A 12,229-nucleotide genomic window follows, 5' to 3' on the forward strand; every position below is an offset into this window, starting at 1 on the left:
CTTATAAAATCTTGATGGCTACATGTGCATAGTACTGATACTTAGAGGTCGTTGCCGCTAAAACCTCATATTCCCTTCTATATGACATACAATAGTCTTCTAACGCTCTGAACTCATGAAGCATGCTAGAAAACTCATCAAAAATAATAATTGTACCTGCCTTTATAAGATTATCCATCTGAGTTAACACGAATAAAGTCGATGAGTACAAATCTGCGTCTATGTTAATGACCAGCGTATTCGATAATTCATTATTTTTTATGAATGATGGTAAAGTATCTTGAAAGAGTCCCTTATGAAAAAAGACCCTATCATCATCTATTTGTGGCAGTTGGCCTTTAACATCAAACACCCCTTTTGAAAGTCCCCCGGTAAAATTACTCCAAGTCTCCGGAAGGCCGGTAAATGTATCAAAACCATGAAAATCTGATTTGGGATCTGTATTCGTTGCAGACCAGTACTTAATACTAGCACCTTGATACACGCCAAACTCGCAATAGTTAATGGCAGTATTATTGATTTCATCGTTTAGATATGTATACAGTTCTTTACGCGTCTTAAAAACCTTGCAGGTGTCTGATGCGTTTTTCACAAAGTCATTAAGTTTAGGTAATGCCGCCAGATATCTTATTTTTTCGGAGTTAGGTAATATTTTAGATAAAAAACGTTTTAGTTTAGTGGTTATGGTCGCCTTCATAGATTTGAATTAGTTTTTATTTAAATAACGAATAGTCTTGTTTAGATAAATCCAAGTCCATCGCTTTGCTTTTATTTCTGCGTATTTCGTAAAACCTGCCTTTTCAATGCCTTTTATAGAACTTTCGTTGTCTTGGTTCACTACCATATAAACCGCTCTTTTTTCTGAATCAACAATGGTATTGGAAATTTGATTGATAACATAAGGGTAAATACCTTGTCCTCTATATTCTGAATCAGTTAAGCAGTCGCCAATCACGGGGTTTCTTCTTTTTTTAAGCAATCCCAACAAGAAAACGTCTAGGTACAAATAACTTTCATGAATTACACGTCCATCCTTCTCAATAAAGAATCTGGTTTTATTCTCAGAAAGCTTTTGCTCTTTAATGGTATAAGGAAATTCTTCAACACTCAAATCAAAAGCGCTTTGCTTTGCAAAAATATATACTTCAATTCTCCTTATTTTAAAATACTTTAAGTATTTACGCACCTTTTTTATATTTAGACAACACCTTTGAAATATAAGATTTATAGGGTTTAATTATTTTCTCAAAGACTAAAAAGCTTTTAAAAACAAATGGTCTTAACACAGAATGGTAATGTGGTTCTTCAAAATAAATCGCTTCTGCGCTGAATTTCTCTTTAAACTCTTTAACTCCTTCTGATCCTCCCATAGAGATATTATAGCCTCCATAATCCAGATCAAAGGATTTTTTAATGGCTTCCCACTGTAACATATAGCCTAACTTTATATCTGGCTTTTCTCTGAGGGTACCACCAGAGATATTAGTCATATAATTACCTGCTTTTATAACAAAACAAGAGGCTTTAATATCGCCATTTACGTATATATTTATAAAAGATCCATAGCCCTTTTTAACAAGGTTCAAAATCGTACTCTTAAAGTCGTCATACGATCTTAGGGCATAATTTCCTAATCTCGCGTTTGCTTCTATAATCCCATAACCTTGTCGTATGCTATCTTCATTTTGCTCAAAATTAGCAACAGCCCCTTTGTTGTAAGGCAGCCTTATATTCCTCCTCACTTTTGTGGTAAGACCTTGCAACAATGATTCAGCATTATCTGTCTTATTAAAATCTACCCAATTTAAACCGTAAGACGAATAGATATGACTAAACAATTTCCCTTTTTTATAAAGCGCTTTATCAAGGCTTATATTCTGAAAAGAAAAGGTATGCTTACTGATCTTGGGATTATTAGAAATAGGCAAACTAAATTGAAAATAACTGCATTTAATTTTCTTAGCTCTAGACCTTGCTTGTATTAGTAAGTCATTGATATAATTTTCATAGGCTTTGTCCAAAATGGGACCATGAGGAACTATGTAAAATTTGAAGAAGAGTACTTTAGGAATAATAACCCCAAGTCCCCCGATTATTTTGTCATCCTTGAGTGCAATTCCAACTTCGAAATCAAATCCATAAGACGCATAAGATTTTAGCCAATCCGATAAGATGAGATGACTCCCTCGCGGAGCATTTACAACGTAACTGTCCCATTTTTCTAACCATGCCTCTTCCTTAGTGAATACGACCTCCATTAATTTATTTCTCTTATAGGTATAGCGTCTTGCGAAGCCAAATATATGTTATCTGAACTATCTATACTAAAAACAGCATTCTCTATGTTGTCAAAATATGAAATTAACTGCTTTAAAGTCGGATTCCAAACCTCATTATTCGCAATTTTATGGGCTAAATAGCTAAAATTCGCCTCAACGTCTTCATCTATTTGACTCGGCGTCCTTAGCAATTTACCCGTATGATAACCCATAGGTACAGAGAAATACGTATGGGCTATAAAAAGTCCACTTTCTTCAATTAATAAATCTATGTTTTCTTTACATAAGGCTTTTTTGAAATCCACCATTTCAATGGTTTGAAATATTGAAAACTCTTCATCTTTAATTTTATGCTTAAAAAGTACTGGTGTGTATTTAGCTAAGGGATAGGTTTTTGTTTTACTACTATTCCATGTTAAAAAAATCTTGAGAATTGCCCCAGCTACTAACCCTAGAGAAACTAAAAGGTTAAATATGTACTTGGGTTTCTTGGCCATAAAAGTCAGCTTATAAAACTTGGCGATATCCTTATAATTCAAGGCATACTTTTCGCCATTATAAAAATGGAACATGATATTTTTAATAAACGCAGCATATCTGATTTTGGGCGTGTTTGATTTAATGCCTTTTACGTATTTTTTTAAGGTAAAATGTTCTGGGTTTATCTGATTAATAACACCTTTAGTTGCTGTACCGCTATCGATATAATTCCAAAGTATAGCTATAGACTTATCTTTCAATTGTTCTTCATACCAATCGTCTTTTCTTCCATGTTTTTTATATAAGCTAAAATTATAAGGTTGATAGCCATGATCAATCCATGTTGGTATGTCCTTATTTGGTGGATTAAAGGTCTCAAAATCCTTAAAGCTAACTTTATCATCTTTGATTGATTGTGACAACGAATGATAGGCAAGTTCATGACCATCGTCCTTCCATTTCATCAGCTCTTCAGCATTTGTTTGAAATGATGCATTTGGTCTGTTTGAAAAGTCATTTAGGAAAAAACCCTTTGTGGTTTTTATATTGTATTTTTTAAAAATTCTCTCTGTAAAATAAGGTTTTCTTCAGTATCAAAATCACAATGATCGGTAAAACAGGCTATGGCTTTAAACGGAATTTTAGATCGGCTAAATTCTACCGCACCTTTCTTAGACATTAAAAGCTCTAATGGTACCTTGAACTGCAAGAATGTACTCTGAACTATCTGCTTAGCATTACGGTTACCACTGTAATGCGTCATAGGTTTGGAAAATTCCACATTAAAATGCCAGAGTAGTACATGCTTCTCTTTTGGGGAATATTGCCAAATTCCCTTTGGTGTATTCGCCTGAACATAAACGCCATTTTTGAGCTTGAGTATTTTTGGGCTATACCAATTAGATAAGCTGGGTTGACTGCTATTTATCCATTTGTAGTCGTGATGTCTTATTAGGGCTATGTCGCAGTCGAATTCGATTCTTAAGCTATGAAATTCTTTTATTAAATCCTCGTTAATAGTAATCGTCGTTTTATTATCCGATAGTGCATATTGGCAATCCGATGTATGCTTGTCTTTACTATATTTTATTGATGTAATTAACAAAATGAATTAAATTTTATCCCTTTCGAAATAGCTACTATCTGTTTAAAACTTTATCGATCTCTTTTTCTAACCTATCAACTGTATATTGCTGCGACCATTCTAAAGCGCTTTTTGAAAGGCTTGCCAGATGCGTGTCTCCTTTTTTTAGTTCTTCTACTATCGTCTCGGTGGCCGCATCTAAATCTGCATCAATCAAAATACCTCTTTTACCCCAATCCAAAATCCAAGGTAAACACGATATTTTAGTAGAAATTGGAATAGCGCCAAAAAACATGCCTTCGGCTATTGCTTTTGGCCAGCCCTCACTTTTAGAAGGTAATATTGTAAAATGAGCATCTTTTAAGTTCTCTTTTATCACTTCTTTATTCTGGTTGCCATGCACTACAACAGCATCTTGTAAATGGTTTGCCTCTATATTATCTTTCACCTCATCAATTAATAGTCCATCACCAAACATATGAAGTTCGCAATTAAAATCATTTTCCAGCAGTCTTTTTATAATGTCGATTGTTAGAAAAGGTCTTTTGCCAACAACCATAGCACCAATAAATACAAATTTCAACTTTTCCTTATAGTCCTTTCTTTGATAGGCTGCACGTTCGGAAACTTTGTAGGTCGCCGAAAAAAAAGGCACCACTGATTTTGTTTGATTTGGCCACTCACCATAGACCAAAACCTGCATATTCTTGGTGAGTAATGTGTTACTTAATAGCCACTTCTGAAATCTATAACCTATAGGCTGTTTACTGTTTGGTTTCCAATTACCAGCATATTTGGCACTCTTTGGTTTGCTAGGATAAAAGATTTGAATTACGGCGGCTATGGCTGAGACATTACTTGGACATCTAAAGTGTAAATGACTGGCATATCTCATTACCTTATTTATTTTAAAACTAATAGTCGGTAATCTTAAAAGAAGCTTGAGTATACCTTTAAGTGATTTTATATGAAAGCTAGGTATCTCAATCAAGGAAAGGTTGGAATGATCGTATGCCAAATCCAAATTCCCCACCTCTGTCGACGAAGAAAATGGCCCAACTACCAGAACTTCATCAAAATGGCTCGTCCAGATATTCATCTCCGACACATAAGGAGCATAGCCGTAATATTTACCATCTTTTTGCCTATGCTCTACTAAAGTGAAAATCGCTAATATTTTGTTTTTCTTTTTCAAATGTATTAGGCCATCAGCTTGTTATAAAATTCTAAATTTCTATCACATAAATAATCGATACCAAAATTTGATTGCACAAACACCCTTGCATTATTTGCAATTTCCTCACAGGCCTCTTTATTTTTCAGAGCCCATATAATGTTATCTGAAATATCATCAACATCATAGGGATTGCATAACAATCCTGTTACCTTATGTTCTACGGTTTCTGGACCTGGGCCACATTCAGAAAATATGACCAGTTTGTTCGTCGCCATGGCCTCGGGTGCCACCAAGCCCTGAGTTTCCATTAAAGATGGAAAAATGCAAATTTCTGCTTCGGCATATTTTTGCGCTAGTTCTTGCATCGGAATCGAACCCATAAACTGGATATGGCTTTCCTCTATCTCTTGCTTTGCAATAAAGTCTTTCAAATAGTTTATATAGGATCTTCCGTCTTTAAAAAACCAATCCCTTCCGTAGATATACAACTGAATATCTGGGAATTCTTCAATAACTTTCGGCAGTGCCTTAACTAATTGAAAAACACCTTTTTTTTCACAAACCGTTCCAGCAAATAAAATAGTGTTTGGTTGTACCTTTATATCTGATTGAGGTTTAAAAATGTCTAAGTTAATGGGAGACATTATGACTTCGATAGGCTTATTACGATAGCTTAGATAGTTCTCCGTATGGCTTTTCACATATTTAGAAACGGCTATAAATCCATCCGCTTTTTTAAATGATCGTTTTTCTTGAAAACTTTTCCACCGCGTTAATTTTCTTCGTTCTGCCTCAGCAAAAAAATGGTGACCACCATGCAACCGGATTATATACTTTATGGACCTATCTTTTTTGATAAAGGCGAATCCTAGCTCTGCCGCTTCGACAATATCTATAGGGCTTTCCTGATGTATTTCTTTTAACTTATGGTTGACGTCCCTACTATTGAGCCACCATGTCAATCCCTTCAATTTATTGGGTTTTAATCTATAAATTATGACCCCTTCGTCATTTTCACATTCCTCGGTATCTGTATAAATATTAAACCCTACAACTGAAACTTTATGGTGTTTCGCCACTAATGTTTTACTAATAGTACTGATAAACGTGCCTATACCACCATGTGGAAAACCTTTTTTTGGGTATTCTGGAGTAATAAAACAAATGTGCATTATAATAAGGCCCTTGCGATTTTTTCTGAATTTTGATCTAAAGGATGAAGCACCAAATCCTCTATCCATTCTTTTCTATCCATAGCGATGTGGTTGGGATTGTCTAATGTCTTTAAGATGGTATTATGAATATCTTCTTTACTATTAATCCAACCCACAGCATCTAAATTTTTCATGCTTCTAAAATGCTGAAATTTATAAATTATTTCAGTACTCCAGCTCGAATCATTTGAAGGGTTATAATTAAGATATAAACACGGCTTATTGAATGTCGCAAAATCCACGGCCATGGTGGAGCCCAAATTGGTCACAAGCTCACAATGCTTAGCCAGATTTATTTGTAGATTAATGTCTTCGTACATCGGAAAAAAACCTGCCCATCCTGTCTCCGCTTGGTTATTCCATTTTGGGTCTATTGAAATTATGAAATCCTTATAGGTCTCTAAAGCGTCATCGTATCTGGATGAGAAATCTACTGGACAGCGTCTAAAAATAATCTGAAGATTGTGTTTCTCGGCTTCTAATGCCTGGGCAACATCTCGCAAAAAAAGTGCGTCGTAGGGTGATGTGGTAACATCATCACCACTAAAGCATATCCATTTTTTGTTAGGATCTAAACCATGTTTATCCGCAAACTCGTCTCTTGGAGTGATTCTATTTTTATCTAAGTAAAATTCAAATTGTGGTGTACCCACCAGTTGTACATTTTCTTGTGAAATTTCAGGATAATAATCCTTCATCTCCTCTTTCATCCACTGCGACCAAACCAAATATAGATCTGTATAAACCGCCAAACGCGCTTTTGGTAAATTATCCCAAGAGAATATGGCAGTCGCTGTTTTAATGTTTATTTGTTTTGCCGCAAGACATATGGGCATAATTCCCGGAACACGTTGGTGGGTAATAAACAGGGCACTTGGCTCTAACAACTTTAATTCATTGACATAATATTCGACATCTTTTTTAGAGATGTGTTTTTTGTATTTGTCTTCATATTTTAGAATCTTACCATAATCTTTGGATAAATAACGCCCCATTACTTCTGCTATCCGATAGAGCAATTTTATTTTAAAACCTCGTTTTGGTCGTCGCCAGTTAGTTAGTATCGTAGCGTTAGTTTTGAGCTTCGTATTATGCAATAATCGGGCATAAGTGGTTGCTTCTCTATACAAACGAGTAAATGCACTTTCGGGTTTTAATGTGAGCTGCTTGTAATTAAAGTTAATTTGATGTAGGGTCCTTACATCATCAAAGGCATCTAAGGGTAATGGCGACCAAATGCTAATATCGCATTCTTCTTTTAAATACTTAATGATATCTGAATAAAGAAAATTCTTTATTCCAACACCATCAGGCACAACAAAAAGGATATGCTTTTTAGTAGGTGTCATTAAATTGTTTTTGATGATTTATCTCCCACAACTCCTTAGTTTCGAGCGTCGTTAAAAATAGCTCTGCGCTATTGCCCCTGCCGAAAATCTCACTACTCACCTCAACTTTTTCTGATAATTTATTTAAGGCTTCAAGAATGTTTTGTTTTTTACTCGATACATTAATGATCTCCAAAGATGTCGCTCTATTAAGCTGTCGGTTGCCTATATTGACGGTTGGTACACCGTAATACGGCGCCTCTCTAATGCCTGCACTGCTATTACCAATAATAAACTCAGCATTCTTTAATAAGGTCAGGAAATACTCGAAGCGTATGGATGGGAAAACCTTAAATCTTTTATTATCCGAAAACTTCTCGTAGGCCTGTAATATATGTTTACTTCCCAGGTCATTGTTAGGATAAATAACGACATAATTTCTATCGCTTTCTATTAAAGCATCCACATAGTTATTGGCGTTTTCCGCTATAGTATCTATTTCTGTGGTCACCGGATGATACATGGCTAGTCCATAGGTATCAAACGCTATTTGATAATAGTCCTTTACGATATCCAATTGAGGTAAATCATCAGAAAACATAATATCTACGTCTGGAGACCCTATGGTAAAAATAGAAGATTCAAGTTCTCCCATTTGTAATAAGCGCTTCTTAGCATCATCATTAGAGGTGTAATGTATATGGCTCAATTTAGTAACGGAATGCCTTATCAACTCATCTATTGTTCCTGATAGTTCCCCACCTTCGATATGGGCCACAAGTATATTGTTTAAGCTTCCAACAATGGCTCCTGCCAAAGCTTCTACTCTATCTCCATGTACAACGATTAAATCGGGTTCAATGGTTTTTATATATGCTGAAAACCCATTGATGGTCTTTGCCAAGGTGAGGTCCATTGTCGCCTCATCGGTATGGTTATTAAAGGTTGCTAGGTTTTTAAAGCCACAGCGTTCTACCTCAATAAGTGTGTAACCATATTCGTGCATCATGTGCATTCCAGTGACAAAAATATAGGGCTCAAAATCTTCATGATTTTCAATGACCTGTATTAATGCCTTTATCTTTCCAAAGTCTGCCCTAGTACCGGTAAGAAAAACTATATTACGCATGCTGATATCTAAGGTTGCTATTATTCAAAATCCTCATAATCTAAGTGTTCGCCTTCTTCAATATCTCTGAGTGCTGTTTTACCCAATATATCATTAAAATGTTCGGCCAAAATTTTTCCCGTCCCTGGTCGCTTTACCCAAATATTGTCTTTAGATAGTTGCTCTCCGGCTTTTATATCGGTAATCGTACACACCGTAGCGAATGCAAAGTCAATGGTGACCTTTTCTTCTGCTGCCGGTTGTTTTGTGCCACCTCTCATAGACCAAATTTCTTTACTTCCTACTATTAATTCTTTGCAGGCGGTTTCATCCATGCTGCATACTATGTCTGGCCCTTGTCTATCCATATGGTCTGTAAAATGACGCTCTAAGATTGAAGCGCCTAAAGCTACGGCACCTAAACAGGCATTGTTGTTTAAGGTATGATCACTTAAACCGAATACATTATCTGGGAAGGCATTGTGCAATTCCATCATAGCGCCATAACGTACTAAATGTGATGGTGTGGGATATAGATTTGTGGTATGCAATAGGGCTAAATCCGTATTGTGTTTCTTAAAAATCTCAACTGCTTTAGATACACTTTCTATGGTATTCATTCCTGTGCTTAATATCACTGGCTTTCCGAATTTTGCGATATGTTCTAACAGTGGATAATTATTGCATTCACCAGATCCTATTTTGTAAGCCGACACGTCAAACTTTTTTAAGCGTTCTGCTGCTGCTCTTGAGAAAGGCGTGGAAATAAAAATCATTCCTTTGTCTTCGACGTAGTGCTTTAGAGCTAATTCATCAGCTTCATTTAAAGCACAACGTTCCATGATTTCATAAATAGATATATCTGCATTTCCAGGAATTACTTCTTTAGCCGCTTTGCTCATTTCATCTTCAACGATATGGGTTTGATGCTTTACCACTTCGGCTCCTGCTCTATGAGCGGCATCCACCATTTCTTTGGCTATAGCTAGTGACCCCTCGTGGTTTATTCCTATTTCTGCAATGACCAATGGCGGATAATCCCTTCCTACTTTACGTCCTTGTATTTCTATAAATGGTGCTGACATAACTTAAATATAATCTAGTGACTTTAGACTCTCATTCATTATCTGCTTTAGTTCAGATTTTAAATGGTCTTCTATTTTATCAATTTTGAAATTGGTACTCTTTACTTCTGTAAAATCAAATTGGCATTGACTTTCGACATCCGAAAACTTTAAAAGTTTGGCAATCTCATCTTCTGGATTTTCAGTGAGCTTTTCGTAGCTCAACGAGAATTTTTTGTCATCTTCTAAACCTTCGAAAAAATCATTTATCGCCAATATTGAAGCATTATAATACTTGGCGCATTCTAAGATAAACTCATCTTCTGTAAAACTATCTTGATATTCCTTAACACGAAAGTATTCCTTTTTAAACCAAGATCTCGCTACTGCAAAACCATTGCGGTACAAGTGAATATACTTAGCGTTTGGAAAGAGTTTCTTTATTTCTGGAAGCATAAATGTGATGGCTGGACTTTTCAAGAAAAACCGTTTATTGGTTTTACTCATCTTAGTATCCATCATTATCTTCAGCTTAGACTTATAGAATGGCGTCCACTTTTCTAAGCTCTTTTTTATGGTGATATCAAAGTTGACAAGATCTGAATATATGGGATCATGTTTTTTGCCCTCATCATTAGCGGCCATTAAAAACCAATCGTACTGTTCGTTTTGGTCGATTTGAATATCTGGATTGGTCATTAATATATCCACGAGCAATGTACTTCCACATCGTCCTGTTCCGACTATAAAGATGGGATCTTGTCTTTTGTTTATCAGTCTATTGTAAAAAGCTCTGACGATGTGTTTTACTTTTTCTGCTATTGTCATTGGTCAATGCCATTAGAAATTAAATACTCCGCATATTTCAAGTCTTCATAAGTATCAATATCCACTTTTGCGAAGTGATGATTTACTATATAGGGAAAGGATTGTTCGTTGAAAATAATGCCTTGCTTTATGAGTTCTGATTTAGTGATATACAATAGGCCATTTTCATAATACAAGGGTTCTAAATCTTGACTTCTCTGGCCAATTTTATAATTGAATGGTACAAACTTATCGTTATTAATCTTACCTAACTTCTTGTGATCCCTACTTACGGTAAATAAACTATCACAGTCTTTATCCTTGAATGTTTTATAGGCGTCTCGCAATAATGTTTGAGGTCTCAACGGGTTAGTGGCTTGAAGCAGCACCACACAATCTATATCATTCCCCAGTATTTGAAGGGCATGCTTTAAAACCGACACAGTCGTAGCTGTATCATCGCTGATAGTCGAAGGTCGCTCTATAACTAGGGCATCATACGATTCGGCCACAGCTTTTATTTGATCATTATCCGTTGATACATAGACCTCATCGATAATATCTGCGTTTGCCTTTGCATAATGTATGGAGTGCACTAAAAGCGGTAGGCCATTAAAGTCTATAATATTCTTATTTGGAATTCTTTTTGATCCTCCTCGAGCTGGTATGATGGCAATGGTCTTTCCCAATTTTGGTTCAATTATAAATGGAATTAAACAATCTGTTTAAAACTCTTTTCTTTAATTTATAGAGTGTTCTATTTGGTGTTTTGGGATGAAAGCTTGGTAAATCCAGTTTATGATCTTGATTTTTGATTTGATCTATTTTAGAAATATTATCCTTTTGTACATTGCGCATCCATTCTTCTACGGTATTCCCCATATGATACGCATTATTATAATAGGTCGCCAAACGCATGCCCCCTGAGTAATTAATTGGGTCATCGCAGTAATAGTATTCAGACCTATTTCCTACTAAAATCAATGATGGCTCTCTTGGTACTGTGGTAAAGAACAGTTCTCGCCTCATACTCAAAATTTGATGACCGCTACCAATAATAGCTTTATGCTTATTAGAGCTTATCACTGGCCATTTTAGGTTTTCATCCGTTTCTTCATCGTTGTGCGTACTCAATAAGTATTTGTTGTAATCGTCATGGTTTTCAGGAATGGACTGGTAAGAAAATTTCACCTTGCCCAACAGTACTTTTCCGAAGGTAGAATAGGTTTCATAGTTTTTAAACATTCTAGCGGGAATCGGTGATACTGAAGCCACGCCTTTAAAGTTTTCAAAGATGTCTTCTACACTTTTTTGCCAACCATGTTTAAAGAGAATGTCAACGTCAGAAATAGTAATTATTGGCTCTCTACTCGCTCTTGCTGCACCAATTAATGCATCTATTTTCCCAATATTTTTCTTGTGATGAATTACCGTATCTATGCTATTCTCATCTAACTTAACTTTTAGATATGTGTTAACGGCTTCACAAGACGCATTGTTAACAACCGTGATAGCACAGTTAGAATTTGTAGTGGCTATGGCAGATTCTAAACAAAGCTTAAAAACTTCAAGAACATCTTTGTAATAGCCTTCTAAAGAAGGAATAAATACTATAATTATAAGTCTATGTTGGCAGTCTAATTGTATTTTTTTAGACTGCTTTTGAGGATTCATTCCTACACGCATAA

The 12,229-nt window shown here is 35.6% G+C and carries 13 protein-coding genes; all 13 read right to left on the reverse strand.

Annotated features, from left to right (window positions below):
- Position 1 precedes the first annotated feature (1 nt).
- A complete protein-coding gene (locus ACO052_RS17670) occupies positions 2 to 697 on the reverse strand; it encodes a TylF/MycF/NovP-related O-methyltransferase (RefSeq protein ID WP_422105111.1) in 696 nt (231 codons plus the stop codon).
- A gap of 9 nt (positions 698 to 706) precedes the next feature.
- The gene (locus ACO052_RS17675; RefSeq protein ID WP_422105112.1) at positions 707 to 1,186 is read right to left on the reverse strand and encodes a GNAT family N-acetyltransferase; all 480 of its coding nucleotides are present in this window, start codon (positions 1,184 to 1,186) and stop codon (positions 707 to 709) included.
- A complete protein-coding gene (locus tag ACO052_RS17680) occupies positions 1,179 to 2,258 on the reverse strand; it encodes a lipid II:glycine glycyltransferase FemX (protein ID WP_422105113.1) in 1,080 nt (359 codons plus the stop codon). Before ACO052_RS17680 ends, ACO052_RS17675 begins: the two co-directional genes overlap by 8 nt.
- Positions 2,258 to 3,223: a hypothetical protein gene (locus ACO052_RS17685; protein WP_422105114.1), complete on the reverse strand. Its 966-nt coding sequence runs from the start codon at positions 3,221 to 3,223 to the stop codon at positions 2,258 to 2,260. Before ACO052_RS17685 ends, ACO052_RS17680 begins: the two co-directional genes overlap by 1 nt.
- 77 nt (positions 3,224 to 3,300) lie before the next feature.
- The gene (locus tag ACO052_RS17690) at positions 3,301 to 3,864 is read right to left on the reverse strand and encodes a hypothetical protein (protein WP_422105115.1); all 564 of its coding nucleotides are present in this window, start codon (positions 3,862 to 3,864) and stop codon (positions 3,301 to 3,303) included.
- A gap of 34 nt (positions 3,865 to 3,898) precedes the next feature.
- On the reverse strand, positions 3,899 to 5,038 hold the full coding sequence (locus ACO052_RS17695; protein WP_422105116.1) for a glycosyltransferase family 4 protein: 1,140 nt from the start codon (positions 5,036 to 5,038) through the stop codon (positions 3,899 to 3,901).
- Between the two features lie 5 nt (positions 5,039 to 5,043).
- Positions 5,044 to 6,192 carry a glycosyltransferase family 4 protein gene (locus tag ACO052_RS17700; protein ID WP_422105117.1) on the reverse strand — a complete coding sequence of 383 codons (1,149 nt, stop codon included), beginning with the start codon at positions 6,190 to 6,192 and terminating at the stop codon, positions 5,044 to 5,046.
- A complete protein-coding gene (locus tag ACO052_RS17705) occupies positions 6,192 to 7,583 on the reverse strand; it encodes a UDP-glycosyltransferase (RefSeq protein WP_422105118.1) in 1,392 nt (463 codons plus the stop codon). The genes ACO052_RS17700 and ACO052_RS17705 overlap by 1 nt, the downstream gene beginning before the upstream one ends.
- Positions 7,570 to 8,691 carry a UDP-N-acetylglucosamine 2-epimerase gene (gene neuC / locus ACO052_RS17710; protein ID WP_422105119.1) on the reverse strand — a complete coding sequence of 374 codons (1,122 nt, stop codon included), beginning with the start codon at positions 8,689 to 8,691 and terminating at the stop codon, positions 7,570 to 7,572. The genes ACO052_RS17705 and neuC overlap by 14 nt, the downstream gene beginning before the upstream one ends.
- Positions 8,692 to 8,711: 20 nt before the next feature.
- Positions 8,712 to 9,755 carry an N-acetylneuraminate synthase family protein gene (locus ACO052_RS17715; RefSeq protein WP_422105120.1) on the reverse strand — a complete coding sequence of 348 codons (1,044 nt, stop codon included), beginning with the start codon at positions 9,753 to 9,755 and terminating at the stop codon, positions 8,712 to 8,714.
- Positions 9,756 to 9,758: 3 nt separating this feature from the next.
- Positions 9,759 to 10,562, reverse strand: coding sequence for a sulfotransferase family protein (locus ACO052_RS17720; RefSeq protein WP_422105121.1), 804 nt, complete (start codon positions 10,560 to 10,562; stop codon positions 9,759 to 9,761).
- A complete protein-coding gene (locus tag ACO052_RS17725) occupies positions 10,559 to 11,230 on the reverse strand; it encodes a cytidylyltransferase domain-containing protein (protein WP_422105122.1) in 672 nt (223 codons plus the stop codon). Before ACO052_RS17725 ends, ACO052_RS17720 begins: the two co-directional genes overlap by 4 nt.
- 7 nt (positions 11,231 to 11,237) lie before the next feature.
- Positions 11,238 to 12,227 carry a glycosyltransferase family A protein gene (locus ACO052_RS17730; RefSeq protein WP_422105123.1) on the reverse strand — a complete coding sequence of 330 codons (990 nt, stop codon included), beginning with the start codon at positions 12,225 to 12,227 and terminating at the stop codon, positions 11,238 to 11,240.
- Positions 12,228 to 12,229: the final 2 nt, after the last annotated feature.

This window comes from Winogradskyella sp. (genome assembly GCF_965228925.1).
Taxonomy (GTDB): Bacteria; Bacteroidota; Bacteroidia; order Flavobacteriales; family Flavobacteriaceae; genus Winogradskyella.

Excerpts from the sequence above, each read along its gene's own strand:
- ACO052_RS17730 (WP_422105123.1), bottom strand. The coding sequence starts at position 12,227 with ATGCGTGTAGGAATGAATCCTCAAAAGCAGTCTAAAAAAATACAATTA.
- ACO052_RS17700 (WP_422105117.1), bottom strand. The coding sequence starts at position 6,192 with ATGCACATTTGTTTTATTACTCCAGAATACCCAAAAAAAGGTTTTCCA.
- ACO052_RS17720 (WP_422105121.1), bottom strand. The coding sequence starts at position 10,562 with ATGACAATAGCAGAAAAAGTAAAACACATCGTCAGAGCTTTTTACAAT.
- ACO052_RS17705 (WP_422105118.1), bottom strand. The coding sequence starts at position 7,583 with ATGACACCTACTAAAAAGCATATCCTTTTTGTTGTGCCTGATGGTGTT.
- ACO052_RS17670 (WP_422105111.1), bottom strand. The coding sequence starts at position 697 with ATGAAGGCGACCATAACCACTAAACTAAAACGTTTTTTATCTAAAATA.
- ACO052_RS17715 (WP_422105120.1), bottom strand. The coding sequence starts at position 9,755 with ATGTCAGCACCATTTATAGAAATACAAGGACGTAAAGTAGGAAGGGAT.
- ACO052_RS17680 (WP_422105113.1), bottom strand. The coding sequence starts at position 2,258 with ATGGAGGTCGTATTCACTAAGGAAGAGGCATGGTTAGAAAAATGGGAC.
- ACO052_RS17685 (WP_422105114.1), bottom strand. The coding sequence starts at position 3,223 with ATGAAATGGAAGGACGATGGTCATGAACTTGCCTATCATTCGTTGTCA.
- neuC (WP_422105119.1), bottom strand. The coding sequence starts at position 8,691 with ATGCGTAATATAGTTTTTCTTACCGGTACTAGGGCAGACTTTGGAAAG.